This window comes from Arthrobacter sp. HMWF013, from assembly GCF_003061105.1.
In the GTDB taxonomy this organism is placed as follows: domain Bacteria; phylum Actinomycetota; class Actinomycetes; order Actinomycetales; family Micrococcaceae; genus Arthrobacter.
In genome coordinates, this window is the sequence record NZ_QAIQ01000029.1 from 1 (window position 1) to 18,915 (window position 18,915).

Here is an 18,915-nt window from a genome sequence, read left to right on the forward strand (position 1 = left end):
GCCCAGGTACTTCATGAGCTTGAAGATATTGACGCCTGTCACGATCTGGAGCAGTCCGCCGAGGATGATGACGATGAACAGGGCGCACGTGATGTAGAAGGCGGCCATCAAAGTGAACATGCTGACAATAGCCTGGAAGCCGGTGGCTCCGACGACGGCGGCGATGGCACCGAAGGCACCCACCGGGGCAAGCCACATGATCATGATCAGGATGCGGAAGACAAGAACCTGGCCGTGGCCGATCGCCTTGAGGATCGGGGCGGCCTGCGGGCCCATTTTCTGGAGGGCGAAGCCCACGAGGATGGCGGCGAAGAGTGTCGGCAGGACGGGAATATCGCCCGGAATGATGCCCAGGAGGAAGGCAACGGTGCTGTCTACTTCAGCCTTCTTATTGGGGTCGTACGGCGCAAGCTTCAGGCCTTCTCCCGGGTGGATCAGGTTGCCCACCACGAGGCCGATGCCCAGGGCGAAGGTGGACATGAGTACGAAGTAGCCCAAAGCGAGGCCGCCCACTTTGCCCACTGTGGCTGCCTTGGCGATGGAGCCGATGCCCAGGACGATGGTGCAGAAGATGATCGGCGCAATCATCATTTTGATCAGCTTGATGAAGCCGTCACCCAGCGGCTTCAGGGATTTTCCGACTTCGGGGAACAGCAGACCGATCACGGCGCCCAGGATGACGGCGGCAATGACGGCGATGTAGAGGTAGTGGGATTTGTCCAGGCCCTTGCGGGCGGCCTTTGCAGGCGCTGCTGACTCTCCTCGTTGAGAGGCCATGATGTGTCTCCTTTGTGGATAATCTGGTAGACGCTGCGGCGCAGTCTCTGGGCTCTTCGCGTCGGTCCGGTGTGATATCCATCATTGGGCACGCCGTGACGCAGCTCACCGTTGCGTTCATATTGGTCATGGGAGGTACTGATGATCCACCGCTGGAGTATCGCCCGCAGGCTGTTTGTCGCCAACCTGCTGATCGTGCTGTCCTTCATTGCGATCGTGGGTACCGCGACCTTTCTCGACGCCCGGGACCGCGCCTATGAGGAGGCCGGGCTGCGTATGGCCGGTGTGGCGGCCTCTGTGGCCGCCAATCCCCTGGTCCTGCAGGCTGCCGACCAGCAGGATCCTTCCGCGTCACTGCAGCCCTACGCCCTGAAGGTCATGGACGGCGCCGGAATTGATTTCCTCACCATCATGGCGCCGGACAGGACCCGCTGGACGCATCCGCGCAGTGAGGAACTCGGCCGGCCCTACATCGGCACCATCGACGCTGCCCTCCGGGGCGAAGTGTTCACTGAGGTGACCGCGGGAACCCTGGGACCGTCAGTGCGCACCATCGTTCCGGTCCTGGACCCGGACAATAACGTGAGGGCGCTGGTGGCTGCCGGTGTCACGGTCCGGACAGTCGACGTCGCCTTCGCAAGCCGGCTGCCGGCGCTGTTGGCGATCGGCCTCATTCTGTTGATCGGCGGATCGCTGGCCTCATGGTTCCTAGGGCGCTACCTCCGCAGGGTCACGCGGGGCTGGGGCCCGGAGCAGTTGGCGCAGCTCTTCGCCTACTACGAGTCCGTGCTCCACTCAGTGCGGGAGGGGCTGATCCTCATCGACACCAAAGGCCGCGTGGTGATGTACAACGACCAGGCCGCAGAACTGCTCGGCCTGGCTGAGCGGAGCAGCAACGACCCCACCCGGCCGCCGTCCCTGTCCGAACTGCCACTGGACGAGGGCCTGCGGGGGCTGTTCGAATCCGGACGCATCGCCCATGACGAAATTGTGCTGACCGGTTCACGGATCCTGGTGGTCAACCAAGGACCTGCCAAGGGCCCGGTACGCCCGGGCCTGCGCGGCAGGACTCCGGTCTACGGAACGGTGGCCACCCTCAGGGACCGCACCGAAATTGAAGCCCTTGGCAGCGAACTGCAGACCATGCGGACCCTCTCTGACGCCCTGCGGGCGCAAACGCACGAGCACGCCAACCGGCTCCACACCATGGTTTCGCTTCTTGAGCTGGGCCGCACGGGTGAGGCGCTGGAGTTCGCCACCCAGGACCTGGAACTCAGCCAGCAGCTCACGGACGAGATGGTCAGTTCGGTCGATGAGCCGGTCCTCAGCGCCCTCATCATGGGGAAGGCAGCCGAAGCCAACGAACGCGGGGTGAAGCTGACGCTCGCCACCCAGGGGTCTGCGTCCGTCGCGGGACTGGCGATCCAGGACCTTGTCACCATCCTTGGCAACCTCCTGGACAACGCCATCGACGCGGCTGCAGATGGTGCCGCACCCAAGAAAGTTGAGCTGACGGTGGAGTCGGACGCTGAGGGCCTGGACATCACCGTCAAGGATTCCGGCGCCGGCGTGGACCCCGCCGCCGTCGACGATATTTTCCGGCACGGTTTCAGCACCAAGGCCTCCGGTCCGTTCGGGCGCGGCATCGGCCTGGCCCTCGTCCGGCAGGCCGTCCAGCGGCTGGACGGTACCATGACGATCACAGGCACGGACGGTGCGCAATTCCATGTCTTCCTGCCGGGTGTGGCAACCGGCCCCGACAAAGAGGAGGAGTTCCAGTGAGCGATATCCGCGTCCTCGTTGTTGAGGACGAACCCGTCGCCTCCGCGGCGCACGCAGCCTATGTGGGCAGGCTGGCGGGATTCAAGCTCGCTGGTACAGCTCCGGATGGGCAGTCCGCCCTGCGGCTCCTGTCCGAGTTCCAGGCCTCCGGCGACCCTGTGGAGCTCGTCCTGCTCGACATGAACCTGCCGGACCTCCACGGACTCGACATTGCCCGCCGGATGCGCGCGGCAGGGATCCTGGCGGACATCATCGCCATCACGGCCGTCCGCGAATTGGCGATTGTCCGCAGTGCGGTGGCGATCGGCGTCGTCCAGTACCTCATCAAGCCCTTCACATTCGCTACTTTCGCAGACAAGCTGGGAAGCTACCGCCTTTTCCGGCAGCAGCTTGCCTCACCGGAGGCCGGCGGCGGCAGGACGGGGGCTTCCCAGAGCGAGGTGGACCAGGCGTTCGCGAGCCTCCGGGCGCCGTCGGAACTGCCGCTCCCGAAGGGGCTGTCAGTGTCGACCCTCGGGTCCGTCCAGGACTATTTGAAACAGCAGGCCGACGCCGTCTCCGCGACAGAGGTCATGGCGGCGCTGGGCATGTCCCGGGTTACCGCCCGGCGCTACCTCGAGTACCTGGCGGACGCCGGAACGGTCTCGCGGATGCCGCGGTACGGCACTCCGGGCCGGCCGGAGAACGAATACCGCTGGAGCGGCCGCTGACTCAGTGCCCGGCTGCCCCCGGGCGCAGGGTCCCGATCAGTTGGTCGATCACGCCGGCGTCCTCGATAGTGGACGGCACCACGTACTCCTCGCCATCGGCAATCTGACGCATGGTCTTGCGGAGGATCTTGCCCGAGCGGGTCTTGGGCAGGGCCTCCACCACTGCCACATGCTTGAAGTCCGCCACAGCTCCGATGTCCCGGCGGACCAGCGCGATGAGGTCCTTGACCAGGATGTCTTCAGCCACGTCGACCCCGGACTTCAGCACCACATAGCCGCTGGCACGCTGACCCTTCAACGGGTCCGCGAGGCCGATCACCGCACACTCAGCTACCGCCGGGTGCTGTCCGATGACCTGTTCCATGGCACCGGTGGAGAGCCGGTGTCCTGCCACGTTGATGATGTCGTCAGTGCGTCCCATCACGAATACGTAGCCGTCGTCGTCCCGGTAGCCCGAATCGCCGGTGGCGTAGACACCCTCGAATGCCTGCAGGTAAGAGGAGATATAGCGTTCGTCGTCGCCCCACAGCGTGGTCAGCGTTCCGGGCGGCAGCGGCAGCCCCAGCACGATGTTGCCCTCTTTCCCGGCGGCGACCTCCTCCCCCAGGCCGTCGACGATGTTGAGCCGGAACCCCGGCATCGGAACGCTGGGGGAACCCGCCTTGATGGGGAGCTGCTCCAGCCCCCGCGGGTTGGCGCAGATGGCCCAGCCGGTCTCTGTCTGCCACCAGTGATCCACCACCGGCACGCCCAGGGACTGCGATGCCCAATGGAAGGTATCGGTGTCCAGCCGCTCCCCCGCCGCGAAGAGTGTCCGCAGGCTGGAGATGTCATGATCCTGCAGCAGCCTGGCCTCGGGATCGGCCTTCCGGATGGCCCGCAACGCCGTGGGCGCGGTGAACAGCACGTTGACCTTGTGGTCCCCGATCACGCGCCAGAATGCCCCGGCATCAGGCGTGCCCACCGGCTTGCCTTCATAGAGGACTGTGGTGGCCCCGGCCAGCAAGGGGCCGTAGACGATGTAGGAGTGCCCCACGACCCAGCCGACGTCGGAGGCTGTCCACATCACGTCGCCGGGGCCGATGTCATAGATGTTTTCCATGGTCCAGCTGAGCGCCACGGCATGGCCGCCGTTGTCCCGCACCACTCCCTTGGGGCTGCCGGTGGTTCCCGACGTGTAGAGGATGTAAAGCGGGTCCGTTGCTTTGACGTCCACGGGTGCTGCCGGTTCCGCCGAGGCGATTTCGGCGTCCCAGTCCAGCCAGCCGGCGTGGTCCGACAGTGGGGACGCGAAGCCCTCCCGCGACCTGACAATCACCGGGAGGTCAGATACTCCGGCCAGCTGCAGTGCTTCCGCGACCGCGGGAAGGTATTCGATCCGGCGGGAGGGCTCTATCCCGCCGGACGCGGTCACCACCAGGGCCGGAGCGGCGTCCTTGATGCGGGACGCCAGTTCCTTGGGCGCAAAGCCGCCGAACACCACCGAATGCACCGCCCCCAGCCGGGCTGTGGCAAGCATCGCGATGGCTGCTTCCGGAATCATCGGCATGTAGATGACCACCCTGTCGCCCTTGCCGACTCCGTGGCGGCGGAGCACACCCGCGAACCGGGCCACCAGCCCGGTGAGTTCCGCATAGGTGAACCGTTGCTGGATCCCCAGCATCGCGGAATCATAGATGAGTGCATCCTGGTCTCCGCGCCCGGCCTCCACATGACGGTCAAGGGCGTTGTAGGAAGTGTTCAGGACGCCGTCAGGAAACCACCGGAACAAGGGCGCCGTGCTGGAATCGACAGCTTGCTGCGGGGGTTCGGTCCAGGAGATCTTCGCGGCAGCATCCAGCCAGAAGTCTTCGGGTTTCGCCAGGCTCTGTCCGTAGCTGTCCTGGTAGCTCTTGGTAACCATGAATTGCATCCTGTCCACGACATTGTGATGGGGCCCATGCTAGCCCGGTGACACAGCACCGCACAAGGGCCAATGTATACACAGAACAACCGCAATAGCGGATAGATTCAAAATTGCTGGCCAAATCCGCTGACTGTGTATACACTAAGAAACGTCACACCCGGTCAGCCAACCAATGAAGGAGGCAGTGATGCGAGCCAGCGACAAGGCCTACGCCGCACTGCGCGATGACATCATTGAATGGCGCCTCGCCCCGGGAACCGTCCTGCAAGAGGTGGAGCAGGCGGAACGCCTCGGAGTCTCACGCACGCCGCTCCGGGAGGCGCTCAGCCGGCTTAGCGCAGAAGGGCTGACGGCGGCGGGCGGCCGCGGCGTCGTCGTCACCGACATCTCCCTGGAGGACATCGACGAGATGTTCGAACTGCGTGAAACCCTGGAGGGCCGTGCGGCGTCGCTGGCCGCCGAACGCGGCGAGCGCGCAGTGTTCGAGGAACTGCACGCCGAACTGCTCCGTGCGCCGGAACTCATCACCGGCGCAGATCCTGCCCTGCACGCCTACTACGCCCTGGTGGGCCGGCTCGATGAAGCCATCGACTCCGCCATCTCAAATTCCTACCTCGCCCAGGCGATGCGCAGCCTGCGCATCCATCTGGTCCGGGTCCGCCGCCTCGCCGCCGACGACGCCCAGCGCCTCCACGCCGCAGCCCTCGAACATGCGGCGATCGCCGAAGCCATAGCCGCCGGCAACGCCAGGCTCGCCGAAGCGGCCACCACCCTGCATCTGCACCGCAGCCTTTCCCACGTCAAAGCAACCCACATCCCGCATTAGAGGAGCACCATGGTCAAGCTCAACCACGTCCGTGTCTACAAAAGCGAAGAGAACCTCGCCCGCGAGGACCAGCTGGCGCACAAGATCGCCGTTGTTGCCGCCGATCCTGTGGAGGTGACCGCCGAGGTCACCGAAATGGTCATCAACAGGGTGATCGACAACGCCTCCGTTGCCATCGCCTCCCTGAACCGCGGCCCCATCGTTGCAGCCCGGGCACAGGCCCTGACACATTCACCGACCACCAACGGCAAGGGTGCAAGCGTCTTCGGCATCACCGACCGGGTTTCCCCCGAGTGGGGGGCCTGGGCCAACGGCGTCGCTGTCCGCGAACTGGACTACCACGACACGTTCCTGGCCGCTGAGTATTCCCACCCCGGGGACAACATCCCGCCCATCCTGGCCGTCGCACAACACGTTGGTGCCGGTGGTAAGGACCTGATCCGGGGCATCGCCACCGGCTACGAAATCCAGGTCAACCTGGTCAAGGCGATCTGCCTGCACAAGCACAAGATCGACCACGTGGCGCATCTTGGCCCGTCCGCTGCTGCCGGCATCGGCACCCTCCTGGGCCTCGACGTCGAGACCATCTTCCAGTCAGTCGGCCAAGCACTGCACACCACCACGGCCACCCGTCAGTCCCGCAAGGGCGAGATCTCCACCTGGAAGGCCCATGCACCCGCCTTCGCCGGCAAGATGGCAGTGGAAGCCGTGGACCGTTCCATGCGCGGCCAGACCTCCCCGGTCCCGATCTATGAAGGCGAAGACGGTGTGATCGCCTGGATGCTGGACGGCCCCGACGCCTCCTACGAGGTCCCGCTGCCGGAGGCCGGCGAGGCCAAGCGCGCCATCATGGACACCTACACCAAGGAACACTCCGCCGAGTACCAGGCCCAGGCCTGGATTGACCTGGCCCGGAAGCTTCACCGGGAACACCCGGAAACCACGGATGCGGCCAACGTGAAGTCGGTCCTGATCAAGACCAGCCACCACACGCACTACGTGATCGGTTCCGGCGCGAACGATCCGCAGAAGTACAGCCCCACCGCCAGCCGTGAAACCCTGGACCACTCGATCCCGTACATCTTCACCGTCGCCCTGCAGGACGGATCCTGGCACCACGTCGACTCATACTCCCCCGAACGCGCCGGCCGGCCGGACACCGTGGAGTTGTGGCACAAGGTCACTACGGAGGAGGATCCGGAGTGGACCCGCCGCTACCACTCCCTGGACATCGCAGAGAAGGCCTTCGGCGGATCTGTGGAGATCACCCTTAACGACGGCACGGTCATCACCGACCAGATCGCCGTGGCCGACGCCCACCCGCTCGGTGCACGGCCCTTCGCCCGCCAGCAGTACATCAACAAGTTCCGCAGTCTGGCCGCAGGACTGGTTGAGGAAGCGGAGATCGAGCGTTTCCTCGCAGCGGCCGAAAGCCTTCCGGATCTTGGCCCCGGCGAGCTGGACCAGCTGAACATCACGGCAGCGCCCGGCGTCATCGACCTGAGCAACGCACCCCAGGGGCTGTTCTAAATGCTCTACTCCAGCACCACGCCCGAACAGAAGCGCCTCCGACTCCGCGAACTCCTGGCCTCCGGTACCATCGCCCAGTTCCCGGGTGCCTTCAACCCGCTCTCTGCCCGGCTGATCGAGGAAAAGGGCTTCGCCGGTGTGTACATCTCCGGCGCTGTCCTGGCCAACGATCTTGGCCTGCCGGACATCGGTCTGACCACACTCACCGAGGTGGCCACCCGGGCCGGGCAGATCGCCCGGATGACTGACCTGCCCTGCCTGGTGGATGCGGACACCGGGTTCGGCGAGCCCATGAACGTGGCCCGCAGCATCCAGGAGCTCGAAAACGCCGGCCTGGCCGGCTGCCACATCGAGGACCAGTTCAACCCGAAACGCTGCGGCCACCTGGACGGCAAGAACGTGGTGGACCTGGATACAGCCACCAAGCGCATCCGGGCGGCAGCAGATGCCCGCCGCGACCCGAACTTCCTCATCATGGCCAGGACCGACATCCGCGCCACGGACGGTCTGGAAGCGGCGCAGTCCCGGGCAAAGGCGCTGGTGGAGGCCGGAGCTGACGCCATCTTCCCGGAGGCCATGAAGGACCTGTCCGAGTTCCAGGCCATCCGCGACGCGGTGGACGTGCCGGTCCTGGCCAACATGACCGAGTTCGGCAAGAGCGACCTTTTCACCGTGGAGCAGCTCGCCGGCGTCGGCGTCAACATGGTGATATATCCGGTGACCCTCCTCCGTAGTGCCATGGGGGCCGCGGAGCGTACTCTGGAATCGATTAAGGCAGACGGAACCCAGGAGGCACAGGTCTCACACATGCTGACCCGTTCGCGCTTGTATGACCTCGTTGACTATGAGGCCTACAACCGTTTCGATACGGGGGTCTTCAATTTCCAGATCCCCGGAACCAACTGACCCACCCCACATCTCCGGCTCCGGCCGGCACAACTGGCGACAGGAACAAAGGAGTTTCAGCATGGCTGAACAGGACATCAAAAAGGGTCTCGCCGGCGTCGTGGTGGACTACACCTCCGTCTCGAAGGTCAACCCCGACACCAATTCCCTGCTGTACCGGGGCTATCCGGTGCAGGAGCTCGCCGCGAGGTGCAGTTTTGAGGAAGTGGCGTTCCTGTTGTGGAACGGTGAACTGCCCACTGCTGAACAGCTGGCGGAGTTCACCGCACGCGAACGGGCCGGGCGCGCCCTGGACCCGGTAGTGAAGCAGGTGGTCGATGCGCTCCCCACCAGCTCGCATCCCATGGATGTCTGCCGGACTGCGGCGTCGGTCATGGGGGCCCGGCACCCGCTGGCGGAGGATTCCTCGCGCGAGGCCAACATGGCCAAGGCCGTGGATCTCTTCGCCGCGATGCCCGCAGTGGTTGCCTACGACCAGCGCCGCCGCCACGGGCAGGAGGCAGTGGAACCCCGAGATGACCTGGGGTACTCTGCCAACTTCCTCTGGATGGCCTTCGGTGAGGAACAGGTGCCGGAGGTTGTGGAGGCGTTCAACGTCTCGATGATCCTGTACGCCGAGCACTCCTTCAACGCCTCCACGTTCACGGCGCGCGTCATCACCTCCACCCTCTCGGACCTGCACTCGGCAGTCACCGGCGCCATCGGGGCCCTGAAGGGTCCGCTGCACGGCGGCGCCAACGAGGCAGTCATGCACACCTTCGATGAGATCGGGATCCGTTCCGAAGAGTCCCTCGAGGAGGCCGCCACCCGCGCGAAGGCGTGGATGGAGGATGCCCTGGCGCAGAAGAAGAAGGTCATGGGCTTCGGGCACCGCGTTTACAAGCACGGCGACTCCCGCGTGCCCACCATGAAGGCTGCCCTGGACAAAATGATCGCCCATTACGGCCGCCCAGAGCTCCTGGGACTGTACAACGGCCTTGAGCAGGCGATGGACGAGGCGAAGGCCATCAAGCCCAACCTCGACTACCCTGCCGGTCCCACCTATCACCTCATGGGCTTCGATACGCAGACGTTCACTCCCCTGTTTGTCGCCAGCCGTATCACCGGCTGGACGGCCCACATCATGGAGCAGCTCGATTCCAATTCGCTGATCCGCCCGCTGAGCGAATACAACGGTGTTGAGGAGCGGCACGTCCCCTGATCGGACGGAAACGTACGACGACGGCACAGCCGACGGCGGGCCGGTCACCTTTTGGGGTGGCCGGCCCGCCGCCGTCGGCGCTCTTCGTGGATCCCCTGATCCGCGGATCCGCGGTCCGGGGGTAACCGCAACGCGGGGTCACTCCTGGCCCGATGATTGAGGTTTTTCGGGCTAAAAGTGACCCCGCGTTGCCAATGGTGGGCTTCCTTGGAGTCCGTTGCCTCAGAGGTTTGAGTAGTCCAGGACTTCCCGCACGGTTTCGTTGTCGCCATTGAGGACCACCGTCAGGCGCAGCACCGTTCCGCTCAACGCCAGGGGCAGCCAGTGCGCCGCGTCCTGCCACATGCGCTCCACCGGCAAGGCTCCGACGTCGAACCATTCCGGCAGGATCTCCGCGCTTTCGGCGGGTTCGCCGGCCCAGCGGGCCGCGACGAACAGCCGTGTGCTCATGTTCCATTCGGGGCGGGCCGGGAAGTCGAAGGTGACCACGCCGGCGTCGCGGAGGTCTTCCTGCAGGACCACCACGCCGGATTCCTCGTGGACTTCGCGGCACGCGGCTTCGGCGTCGGATTCTCCCGGTTCCACGTGACCGCCCAGGCCCACCACTTTGCCGCGGCCGAAACCGGTCTTTTTCAGCCCCAGCAGGACCTGGGGCACACCGTCGACCTCACGGGTCAGGAAGCACAGCGTGACCGGCACCCCTGCCATGGCTAGCCCAGTGCCCGGGGGTGGGCGGCGGCGTAGATTTCACGAAGGGTCTCGGCCGTGACAAGCGTATAGACCTGGGTGGTGGTCACGGAGGCGTGGCCCAGCAGTTCCTGCACCACGCGGACGTCTGCGCCCCCTTCGAGCAGGTGTGTCGCGAAGGAATGCCGGAGGGTGTGCGGGGAGACGTCCTTGGTGATGTTGGCTTTGTCCGCCGCCGCCTTCAGGATGGTCCAGGCACTTTGTCGGCTGATTCTTCCGCCGCGGGCATTCAGGAAAAGCGCGGGTGTTCCTTTGCCTTTCGCGGCCAGCAACGGGCGGCCGCGCACCAGGTAGGCGTCCAGTGCCCGCGCCCCATAGGATCCGAGCGGGACGAGCCGTTCCTTCGAGCCCTTGCCGAAGAGCCGGACAATGGCCGGGCCGGATTCCGGCTCCTGAAGCGAAATGTCGTCCACGTCCAGGCCCACGGCTTCGCTGATCCGGGCGCCGGTGGAGTAGAGGAACTCCAGCAGGGCGCGGTCCCGGAGTCCGGTGGCGGTGTCGGCTCCGGCCGCCTCCAGGATCCTGGTGACTTCATCCACGCTGATGGCCTTGGGCAGTCTTTTGCCTGGCAGGGGCGGATGGACGTCGCTGGCGGGATCGGTAGGGGTGAGTCCTTCGAGGGCCCAGAACTTGTGCAGTCCCCGGACTGCCACCACCGTCCTGGCGGCCGATCTGATGCCCAGGGCCGTGCCGCCGTCGGATCCGTCCGTGAGGGCCATGACGTAGCCGGTGACGTGATGGCGGGTGATCTGGTCCGGGGCCTGGCAGCCCTCGGCTGCAAGGTAGCGGGCGTACCGTGTCAGGTCGCGGCGGTAGGCCGAGAGCGTGTTCAGTGCAAGCCCCCGCTCAACGCCCATGTGCTGGAGGTACTCCGTGATGGCGCGGTCGATGGCTGTGGGCGGCGCGGCAGGTGGAGTGGCCTGCTCTGCCGGGGAAGCCTCGGCCATGGGTTCCGCGGACATTAACGCTGGCTGGGGTGCGCAGGCCAGGGTGCGTCCGCGGGACGCAGCCCGGCAAAGCCGTCAGCACGCGCTGCGGCGGCCGCCAGGATTCCGACGACGGCGGAAGGGTTGTGCAGCCGGCCCGCCAGGACTGACGCGACGGCGTCGTCAAGGCTGATCCAGTGGAATTCGATCTCGGCTTCCTCGTCGGTACGTTCGTGCCGCTCGTGGTGGGGAATGTCCGTGAGCTCACGGGCCAGGTAGATCCGGATGGCCTCGCTGGAGGACCCGGGAGAGTTGAAGAAGTCGGCCAGGACGTTCCACTGCCCGGCTGCAAGGTCCGCCTCTTCGGCAAGTTCGCGGGCAGCGCCCACCACAAAGTCCTCACCCTCCACATCCAGGAGGCCGGCCGGGATTTCCCACAGGTCCATGCCCACGGGGTGGCGGTACTGCTTGATGAGCAGGACCTCACCGGCACTGTTCATCGGCAGGACAGCCACAGCGCCCGGATGGTCGATGTAGTCGCGGGTCAGGGCATCGCCGGTCTCGCTGAGCTTGAAGCTGTCGCTGACAACGTCCCAGATCCGGCCTTCGTAGACCTTTTCCGTAGACAGAAGACGGCGCGGGCTCAGTGCATCCGAAACCCTCCGGGCAGCAGAGGGGGTTTCAGGAATTCCGGGCATCGCGCCGTCCTCAGGGTCGTCGGTATTTACTTGGCGGCAACCGTGCGTACGGGCTTGACGGCCAGCACGTCCTGTGCGTTCTGGTGGTCCAATGCAGCCTTGACCAAACCGGCGAACAGTGGGTGCGGCCGGGTGGGACGCGAGCTGAGTTCCGGGTGCGCCTGGGTGGCTACGTAGTACGGGTGGACTTCGCGCGGCAGCTCGACGTATTCGACCAGCTTGCCGTCCGGAGACGTTCCCGAGAAGACAAGGCCCTGGGCCGCGATCTGCTCGCGGTATTTGTTGTTGACCTCGTAACGGTGGCGGTGCCGCTCGCTGACTTCGGTGGTGCCGTAGGTCTCGGCGATGACGGAGCCGGCGTCGAGCTTTGCCTCGTACAGACCCAGGCGCATGGTGCCGCCGAGATCGCCCTTACCCTCGACGATGTCCAGCTGCTCTTCCATGGTGGCGATGACGGGGTACTTGGAGTCCGGCTCGAATTCGCTGGAGGATGCGCCCTCAAGGCCCACCACATTCCGGGCGTATTCGATCACCATGCACTGCAGGCCCAGGCACAGGCCCAGCACAGGCAGCCGTGTTTCCCGCGCATACTTCAGGGCGCCCAGCTTGCCTTCCAGGCCACGGATGCCGAAGCCGCCGGGCACGCAGATGGCGTCCACACCATCCAAAGACGCAACGGCGCCCTCGTGGGTTTCGCATTCGTCGGACGGCACCCAGCGGATCTTGACCTTGGTTTCGTTGGCGAAGCCGCCGGCCCGCAGGGCCTCCGTCACGGAAAGGTAGGCGTCGGGCAGGTCGATGTACTTGCCCACCAGTGCGATTTCCACGTGGTGCTTGGGGTTGTGGACTGCTTCGAGCAGTTTGTCCCAGCTGGTCCAGTCAACATCCTTGAACGGCAGGTCAAGGGCGCGGACGATGTAGGAATCCAGGCCCTGGGTGTGCAGGGTCTTGGGGATGTCGTAGATGCTCGGCGCGTCCGGGCAGCCGATGACCGCTTCGATATCGACGTCGCACATGCGTCCGATCTTGGCGCGCATGGGCTCGGGGACTTCGCGGTCCGAGCGGATCACAATGGCCTCCGGCTGGATGCCGATGGAGCGCAGGGCTGCCACGGAGTGCTGCGTCGGCTTGGTCTTCAGTTCCTGCGAAGGTCCGATGTACGGGACCAAAGATACGTGGACGAAGAAGACGTTGCCACGGCCAATGTCCTGGCGGACCTGGCGGGCTGATTCGAGGAAGGGCTGGGACTCGATGTCGCCCACGGTTCCACCGATTTCGGTGATGATGACGTCCGGCGCGTTCTTGCCCTCGGCGGGCAGCCGCATGCGGCGTTTAATCTCATCGGTGATGTGCGGGATGACCTGGACGGTGTCGCCCAGGTATTCGCCACGGCGTTCCTTGGCGATCACGGTCGAGTAGACCTGACCGGTGGTGACGTTTGCCGAGCCCTCGAGGTTTTCGTCGAGGAAGCGCTCGTAGTGCCCGATGTCCAGGTCGGTCTCGGCGCCGTCGTCAGTAACGAAGACCTCGCCGTGCTGGAAGGGGTTCATCGTGCCCGGATCCACGTTCAGATACGGATCGAGCTTCTGCATTGTTACAGACAGGCCGCGAGCCCGCAGCAGGTGACCGAGGCTTGAAGCCGTCAGTCCCTTACCGAGCGAGGACGCCACACCACCGGTTACGAAGATGTGTTTGGTCGTCTTGGATGAGCCCGGGAACCGGGAATTTACACGGGAATTTGATCGCTGCACCACGGAATTTGAGCCTATCATCAATTGAGCCTTTCCCGGATCAGGAACTGTTCCCCAAATGCTCCAGTGTGCAGGGCATCACCCCCTGCGATCAAGGGGTTGACGCCCCCGGGCCTGTTCCTAGGCCCGTTGCGGCAGCAGCTTTGCGTCGTCCAGCAGCTCCTGGGCATGGGCCCGGGCTGATTCAGAGTCCTCCTGGCCGGCCAGCATCCGGGCGAGCTCAATGACCCGTTCGGGGCCGTCGAGGAGGCGAACATCACTGGACGTGAAGCCGGTGGCTGTGCCGCCGTCGGCTCCCCTGACCGAAGTTTTGGTGACGGTGATGTGCTGGTCCGCGAAGGCGGCAACCTGGGGCAGGTGGGTGACCACCAGGACCTGGACGTGCTGTGCCAGCATGGCCAGCCGGCGGCCGATCTCGACGGCGGCCCTGCCGCCGACGCCCGCATCCACTTCGTCGAAAACAAACGTGGGCACCGGATCCACGGCGGCAAGCACCACCTCAATGGCGAGCATCACGCGGGAGAGTTCGCCGCCGGATGCGCCCTTGCCCAGCGGACGCGCGGGCGCGCCCGAATGGGGCTGCAGTAGGAACGTGATCTCGTCGGCCCCGTAGGGCATCAGATGGGCTGCGGCCTCCCGGGTGATCACCAGCGTGGCATCAGCCATGGCCAGCGCCTTGAGCTCGGCACTGACGCGGCCGGAGAGGTCCTTGGCAGCTTTGGCCCGGATCTTGCTGACGGCCGCTGCCTGCTTCTGGAGCTCGGCCTCAGTGCGGGCCACGTCCGCCTCCAGCGCCTCGATCCTGCTCGAATCGTCCTGCAGTTCATCGAAACGGACCCGGGCATTTTCTGCCCAGACCAGTACCTCGTCGATGCTGGGCGCGTACTTGCGGACCAGCTTGGCCAGGTCAGCGCGCCGGCCCTCAATCTCGGCGAGCCGTTCCGGCCCCTCCGAGTCCAGGCCCGCCTGGTAGCTGGCCAGCTCAGTGGCGATGTCGTTGAGCAGGAAGCCTACTTCGGCCAGCCGCGCGGCGGCCTGCCCCAGCTCGGCATCGTGCTCCGCCACATGTTCAAGGGTCCGTTTGGCGGCATCCACCAACGTGGTGGCGTCCCCTGCGTCGCCGTAGTCCTCGGCGATCAGCGCCTGATGTGCGGTGTTGGCGGCGATCCTCAGTTCTTCGACGTTGGCAAGCTTCACTGCTTCGGCTTTGAGGGACTCGTCCTCCCCCGGCTGCGGATCCACAGCATCGATTTCGGCCAGGGCGGCTTCCAGCGACTCAGCTTCGCGAAGCCTGTCCCGCGCCGCGCTGCGAAGCGATTCCAGTTCGGCCTGGCTGGTCTTCCAGTGGCTGTACAGCCCCTGATAGGTTCCCAGCGGACCGGCCAGCGCCTCACCGGCAAACTTGTCCAGGGCGCCACGCTGGGCCGCGGCGCCCTTCAGCCGGATCTGGTCCGACTGGCCGTGGACCACCACCAGGGTTTCGCCGATTTCGGCGAGGACGCCCACCGGGGCGGCACGTCCGCCCAGGAATGCACGGCTCCTCCCGTCGGCACCGAGGCGACGGGCAAGGATGAGTTCAGCGCCGCCGTCGAACTCTTCAACGTCCGCCCCCGCTTCCAGTGCCCGGGCAACCGCGGCGTGCCCCGCGTCGAGCTTGAGGACGGCTTCCGCGGTGGCGCTCTTGGCCCCGCTTCGGACGGCTCCGGCGTCGGACCTGGCCCCCAGGAGGAGGCCGACGGCGGTGACCACCATCGTTTTGCCGGCACCGGTTTCGCCCGTGACGACGCTCAGGCCCGGGCCAAGTGGCAGGGTGGCGTCGGTGATGACGCCCAGATCGCGGATTCTCAGTTCTTCAAGCATGGTTCACTTTGCAGTCGCGGGATCGGTTTCGTCGTCTGGATGGTCCCCGGAGGGTACCTGGAGCGGCGGCATGGGCCGGGGCGTCCGGACGATGGGAATGGGCCCGGTGTGGATGGCTTCCGACTGGGGAACGGGCCCCCGCCAGCCATGGATGGGGAGCTCGAACTTGCGGACCAGCCGGGCCGAGAACGGCGTCTGATGGGTCCGGGCCAGCCGGACCGGCGTGGCAGATTTGGTGACTTCCACGCGCGCTCCGGGCGGCAGGTCCACCGAGCGCCTGCCGTCGCACCACAGGACACCCTGGGCATCAGTGCGGTTGAGGACTTCCACTGCCAGCCGCGAGCGGGGAGAGACCACCAGCGGTTTGGCGAACAGCGCGTGGGCGCTGATGGGAACGATCAGCAGGGCTTCCACCTCAGGCCAGACCACCGGGCCGCCGGCTGAGAATGCGTAGGCAGTGGAGCCCGTAGGAGTGGCCAGCACCACGCCGTCGCACCCGAAGGAGGTCAACGGCCTCTCGTCCACCTCGGTTACCACCTCCAGCATCCGTTCGCGGTTGCCCTTTTCGATGGCGGCTTCATTCAGCGCCCAGGTGTGCCAGATTTTCTGGCCGCGGACCCAGACCTGGACGTCGATGGTCATGCGCTCTTCCACCGTGTAGTCGCGGCGGGCAATCCATTCCACCGTCTGGGCGAGGTCGGCGCGCTCACTTTCGGCCAGGAAGCCCACGTGGCCGAGGTTCACGCCGAGCAGGGGCACGTCCACTTCCCGGACGAGTTCCGCGGCACGCAGGATGGTGCCGTCCCCGCCGAGAACCATCACCAGTTCAACGTCCGGCAGCATCACGTGGTCATGCAGGACCTCGACGGGCTGTGTCAGGTGCCCGAAGAATCTCTCCATGTCTGCGAGTTCGGATTCCTGCATGACGGGGACAATGCCGGAGTCATGCAACTGGGCGCACGCTTCCCAGGCAGCCTTCAATGTTTCCTCGCGGCCAGTGTGGGCAAGGACAAGTACTCGCCTGCTCATCGGGTTCCGCTTTCTAGTGGTTCGGCCAGATTGTTCCAAGCAGCCTCGCAATGGCTGCGTGGCGCTCTTCGATCTTAGGCAGGTCTTGAGTCATCCTGCGCGTTATCCACAGGAAGTATTCGACGTTTCCGTCCTGGCCCGGCAGCGGGCTGGCCGCCAAACCGCGCAAGTCCATGCCGGCGTCGAGCGCTGCGTTGGCGACCTTTTCCACTGCCATCCGGCGTTCCCGCTCGGAATTCACCACGCCCGTCCGCCCCAGACGGTCCTTGCCGATCTCGAACTGTGGCTTGACCATCAGCACCAGGTCGCCGCCCGGCCTGGTACACAGTGCCAGCGGCAGGACCACCAGGGTCAATGAGATGAAGGAGAGATCGGCAACGGTCAGTTCGGCCAGTCCGCCGATGTCCTCCGGCGTCATGTACCGGACGTTCATGCCCTCATGCACGGCGACCCGGTGATCGCTGCGCAGTTGCGGGACCAACTGGTCGTGCCCGACGTCGACCGCCACCACGTGCGCCGCACCCCTGCGCAACAGCACTTCGGTGAAGCCGCCGGTGGAGGCCCCTGCGTCCAGGCATCTCTTTCCCGCAACGACGACGTCCGGGAAAGCATCCAGCGCGCCGGCCAGTTTGTGGCCGGCACGGCTGACGTAGCTGTCTTCCTCGGTGTGCTGGACGGCAAGTTCCTTGTCCTCGTCCACCTGGAGGGACGCCTTGGAAAGGACCTGCCCGGCGGAACTCACTTTGCCCTCGGCGATCAGCGCGGCCGCGTGCGTCCGGGACCTGGCCAGCCCGCGCGCAACGAGGGCCTGGTCGAGCCGTGCCACGCTCAGGACCTGCCCTCGCCCAGCGGGGCGTCTTCATTCAGGGCCTGGAGCAGGGCATCGTGCAGCTCACTGTAAACGGTTTCGTGCTCCGCCACAGGCAAGGCCTGGACCCCGTCAAGCGCGGTCACGATAGCCGCCACGGAAGGATCGTCGATGCCGTCTGCGGTTGCTGCGGGCCAGTCAGGCGTTGGCTGGGCTGCTTCGGGTTCGTTCTTTTGGTTCAGCTCAGTCATTGGACCAGTCTAATGAGTGCGCCATTCGAGTTTTGGCGCCACGGCCTCGGCGGTTTCCGGGACGGCGGTCCACCACGCCGCGCACGCGGCACGCCACGAGTCCAGGTCATCTTCGGCACCCTGGATGCTCACGGTCTGGCCGGTGACCTGCGCCGTGGCGCGGCCGCAGCGGTAGATGCCGTCGGTCTGGTCAATATCAGGGTAGGGATAGTGGAGGTCGCTCAGGGAAGCGATGAGGTAATCCGGCCGTTCGGCTGTCCGTGCCGCCAGGATCGTTTCCCGTGTGTCCACGCCGGTGAGGACGGCCACCGTGGAAAAGCCGGCGTTGTTGCCGCCCAGGATGTCAGTGTCCAGCCTGTCACCCACAACCAGCGGGCGGTCCGCGGCGAGCCGTTTCGCGGCAGCGTGGAAGAGGGGTGCCTCCGGCTTGCCCGCAACCTGCGGCCGCTGACCGGTGGCGGCCGCGACAGCCGCCACGAGTGTGCCGTTGCCGGGGGCGATCCCCCGGGCCTGGGGAATGGACATGTCCGTATTGGTGGCCACCCAGAGCGCACCCGCGGACACCACGTATGTCGCCTCGGCCAAATCCTTCCAGCCGATGTCAGGACTGAAGCCCTGGACCACAGCCACTGGATCTTCAGCCTGGCTTCGGACTGCGGTCAGTCCCACCAGTTCGATTTCCTGCGCCAGCGCTGGGCTGCCGGTGATCAGAACCTTCGCTCCCGGGGCCAGCAAGGAAGCCAGCAGCTCAGCCGCAGCCTGCGAGGAACTGACCACCTGCTCGTCTTCAGCCGGCGCCCCGAGGTCACGGAGATGCGCCGCCACCTGCGCGGGAGAACGGGATGCGTTGTTGGTGACGTAGCCGAGGCCGATCCCCAATCCGGCCAGTTGCTGGAGCGAGTCCACAGCGCCCGGGATGGCGTGCGGGCCGGCGTAGACCACGCCGTCCAGGTCCGCCAGGAGCGCATCGAACAGGGAAATCAGTGGAACTGCAGTCATAGCCGGTTAGCTGTCCCGTCCTTCGGAGTGGCCGGTGTCGTCGCGGTCTGCGTTCGCCTCTTCGTGGTGCTCGTCTTCGCCGTGCTGATCGTTGTTTTGGGCGTCGCCGTGCTCCGATGTGCCGGGCTCCAGTTCGTCCGTTTCCACGGAATCCTCATCGGACTCGGCATCGTCGGATTCGAAGTAGCCGGAGTCAACGTCATCGAGT

Annotated in this window: 17 protein-coding genes and 1 pseudogene; 6 read left to right on the forward strand and 12 right to left on the reverse strand. The window is 65.5% G+C overall.

The features are described 5' to 3' along the window. Positions 1-777, reverse strand: a 777-nt coding sequence (locus tag DBR22_RS01340) for a dicarboxylate/amino acid:cation symporter (protein WP_146187328.1), incomplete at its 3' end; no start/stop codon positions are given. 141 nt (positions 778-918) lie between these two features. Here DBR22_RS01340 and DBR22_RS01345 point away from each other — a divergent pair. Together DBR22_RS01345 and DBR22_RS01350 are read left to right on the forward strand one after the other, a co-directional pair. Beyond that, positions 919-2,559 carry a sensor histidine kinase gene (locus DBR22_RS01345; RefSeq protein WP_108597438.1) on the forward strand — a complete coding sequence of 547 codons (1,641 nt, stop codon included), beginning with the start codon at positions 919-921 and terminating at the stop codon, positions 2,557-2,559. After that, a complete protein-coding gene (locus DBR22_RS01350; RefSeq protein WP_108597439.1) occupies positions 2,556-3,269 on the forward strand; it encodes a response regulator in 714 nt (237 codons plus the stop codon). Before DBR22_RS01345 ends, DBR22_RS01350 begins: the two co-directional genes overlap by 4 nt. A 1-nt stretch (position 3,270) precedes the next feature. Here DBR22_RS01350 and DBR22_RS01355 read toward each other — a convergent pair whose 3' ends face one another. Continuing rightward, entirely contained in the window at positions 3,271-5,172 is a 1,902-nt protein-coding gene (locus DBR22_RS01355) for a propionyl-CoA synthetase (RefSeq protein WP_108597440.1), read from the reverse strand. Positions 5,173-5,362: 190 nt separating this feature from the next. Between DBR22_RS01355 and DBR22_RS01360 the strand changes: the two genes are divergently transcribed. The 4 genes from DBR22_RS01360 (at position 5,363) to DBR22_RS01375 (ending at position 9,638) form a co-directional block, all read left to right on the forward strand. Beyond that, positions 5,363-6,001: a GntR family transcriptional regulator gene (locus DBR22_RS01360; RefSeq protein ID WP_108597452.1), complete on the forward strand. Its 639-nt coding sequence runs from the start codon at positions 5,363-5,365 to the stop codon at positions 5,999-6,001. 9 nt (positions 6,002-6,010) lie between these two features. Continuing rightward, positions 6,011-7,531: an MmgE/PrpD family protein gene (locus DBR22_RS01365; RefSeq protein ID WP_108597441.1), complete on the forward strand. Its 1,521-nt coding sequence runs from the start codon at positions 6,011-6,013 to the stop codon at positions 7,529-7,531. Beyond that, entirely contained in the window at positions 7,532-8,437 is a 906-nt protein-coding gene (gene prpB / locus DBR22_RS01370) for a methylisocitrate lyase (protein WP_108597442.1), read from the forward strand. Positions 8,438-8,498: 61 nt separating this feature from the next. Then, the gene (locus DBR22_RS01375) at positions 8,499-9,638 is read left to right on the forward strand and encodes a bifunctional 2-methylcitrate synthase/citrate synthase (protein WP_108597443.1); all 1,140 of its coding nucleotides are present in this window, start codon (positions 8,499-8,501) and stop codon (positions 9,636-9,638) included. Positions 9,639-9,860: 222 nt separating this feature from the next. On the opposite strand, the gene DBR22_RS01380 is transcribed toward DBR22_RS01375, so the two are convergent. The 10 genes and pseudogenes from DBR22_RS01380 to DBR22_RS01425 all read right to left on the reverse strand — a co-directional run. Continuing rightward, a complete protein-coding gene (locus tag DBR22_RS01380; RefSeq protein ID WP_108597444.1) occupies positions 9,861-10,346 on the reverse strand; it encodes an 8-oxo-dGTP diphosphatase in 486 nt (161 codons plus the stop codon). A gap of 2 nt (positions 10,347-10,348) precedes the next feature. Next, positions 10,349-11,347, reverse strand: coding sequence for a site-specific tyrosine recombinase XerD (gene xerD / locus DBR22_RS01385; RefSeq protein WP_375134861.1), 999 nt, complete (start codon positions 11,345-11,347; stop codon positions 10,349-10,351). Beyond that, positions 11,347-12,009: an NUDIX domain-containing protein gene (locus DBR22_RS01390; protein WP_108597445.1), complete on the reverse strand. Its 663-nt coding sequence runs from the start codon at positions 12,007-12,009 to the stop codon at positions 11,347-11,349. The genes xerD and DBR22_RS01390 overlap by 1 nt, the downstream gene beginning before the upstream one ends. Positions 12,010-12,035: 26 nt before the next feature. Beyond that, a complete protein-coding gene (locus DBR22_RS01395; RefSeq protein ID WP_108597446.1) occupies positions 12,036-13,781 on the reverse strand; it encodes a CTP synthase in 1,746 nt (581 codons plus the stop codon). A 99-nt stretch (positions 13,782-13,880) separates the two neighbouring features. Then, complete coding sequence (gene recN / locus DBR22_RS01400) at positions 13,881-15,620, reverse strand: DNA repair protein RecN (RefSeq protein WP_108597447.1); 1,740 nt, start codon at positions 15,618-15,620, stop codon at positions 13,881-13,883. A 3-nt stretch (positions 15,621-15,623) separates the two neighbouring features. Continuing rightward, a complete protein-coding gene (locus DBR22_RS01405) occupies positions 15,624-16,649 on the reverse strand; it encodes an NAD kinase (protein ID WP_108597448.1) in 1,026 nt (341 codons plus the stop codon). A gap of 13 nt (positions 16,650-16,662) precedes the next feature. Next, positions 16,663-17,475 (reverse strand): TlyA family RNA methyltransferase, encoded by an 813-nt coding sequence (locus DBR22_RS01410; protein ID WP_108597449.1) that lies wholly within the window; start codon positions 17,473-17,475, stop codon positions 16,663-16,665. 2 nt (positions 17,476-17,477) lie between these two features. Beyond that, positions 17,478-17,708: a hypothetical protein gene (locus DBR22_RS01415; RefSeq protein WP_108597450.1), complete on the reverse strand. Its 231-nt coding sequence runs from the start codon at positions 17,706-17,708 to the stop codon at positions 17,478-17,480. Between the two features lie 9 nt (positions 17,709-17,717). Beyond that, on the reverse strand, positions 17,718-18,707 hold the full coding sequence (locus tag DBR22_RS01420; protein WP_108597451.1) for an HAD-IIA family hydrolase: 990 nt from the start codon (positions 18,705-18,707) through the stop codon (positions 17,718-17,720). A 6-nt stretch (positions 18,708-18,713) separates the two neighbouring features. Further along, positions 18,714-18,915, reverse strand: a pseudogene (locus DBR22_RS01425) (hypothetical protein); the annotation flags it as partial.

Coding starts and splice junctions, on each gene's coding strand:
- DBR22_RS01345 (WP_108597438.1), top strand. CDS start 919: ATGATCCACCGCTGGAGTATCGCCCGCAGGCTGTTTGTCGCCAACCTG.
- DBR22_RS01355 (WP_108597440.1), bottom strand. CDS start 5,172: ATGGTTACCAAGAGCTACCAGGACAGCTACGGACAGAGCCTGGCGAAA.
- DBR22_RS01360 (WP_108597452.1), top strand. CDS start 5,363: ATGCGAGCCAGCGACAAGGCCTACGCCGCACTGCGCGATGACATCATT.
- DBR22_RS01365 (WP_108597441.1), top strand. CDS start 6,011: ATGGTCAAGCTCAACCACGTCCGTGTCTACAAAAGCGAAGAGAACCTC.
- prpB (WP_108597442.1), top strand. CDS start 7,532: ATGCTCTACTCCAGCACCACGCCCGAACAGAAGCGCCTCCGACTCCGC.
- DBR22_RS01375 (WP_108597443.1), top strand. CDS start 8,499: ATGGCTGAACAGGACATCAAAAAGGGTCTCGCCGGCGTCGTGGTGGAC.
- DBR22_RS01380 (WP_108597444.1), bottom strand. CDS start 10,346: ATGGCAGGGGTGCCGGTCACGCTGTGCTTCCTGACCCGTGAGGTCGAC.
- xerD (WP_375134861.1), bottom strand. CDS start 11,347: ATGTCCGCGGAACCCATGGCCGAGGCTTCCCCGGCAGAGCAGGCCACT.
- DBR22_RS01390 (WP_108597445.1), bottom strand. CDS start 12,009: ATGCCCGGAATTCCTGAAACCCCCTCTGCTGCCCGGAGGGTTTCGGAT.
- DBR22_RS01395 (WP_108597446.1), bottom strand. CDS start 13,781: ATGATAGGCTCAAATTCCGTGGTGCAGCGATCAAATTCCCGTGTAAAT.
- recN (WP_108597447.1), bottom strand. CDS start 15,620: ATGCTTGAAGAACTGAGAATCCGCGATCTGGGCGTCATCACCGACGCC.
- DBR22_RS01405 (WP_108597448.1), bottom strand. CDS start 16,649: ATGAGCAGGCGAGTACTTGTCCTTGCCCACACTGGCCGCGAGGAAACA.
- DBR22_RS01415 (WP_108597450.1), bottom strand. CDS start 17,708: ATGACTGAGCTGAACCAAAAGAACGAACCCGAAGCAGCCCAGCCAACG.
- DBR22_RS01420 (WP_108597451.1), bottom strand. CDS start 18,707: ATGACTGCAGTTCCACTGATTTCCCTGTTCGATGCGCTCCTGGCGGAC.